Annotated in this window: 1 tRNA gene; it reads right to left on the bottom strand. The window is 50.9% G+C overall.

From position 1 onward, the window contains the following. Positions 1 to 144: 144 nt before the first annotated feature. Positions 145 to 220: transfer RNA gene (locus BTH42_RS33485), tRNA-Ala, on the bottom strand.

Raw genomic sequence — 220 nt, 5'->3', positions numbered from 1 at the left:
CTTTCGTGAATCTCTTTACTACTTCTTCCTGATTGTTAAAGAACGACAGCCGATATCACGATAAACGTGTACCGCTCTGACTGGCTCAATCGCCAATGCGAAATGCTCTGCCAAAACCTCAGCAGAACGCTGTGCATTGATGATTGGTGGAGGATGACGGGATCGAACCGACGACCCCCTGCTTGCAAAGCAGGTGCTCTCCCAGCTGAGCTAATCCCCC

The sequence above is a fragment of the Burkholderia sp. SRS-W-2-2016 genome (genome assembly GCF_001931485.1).
Classification (GTDB): domain Bacteria; phylum Pseudomonadota; class Gammaproteobacteria; order Burkholderiales; family Burkholderiaceae; genus Paraburkholderia.
This window is presented reverse-complemented; position numbering and strand designations above follow the sequence as displayed.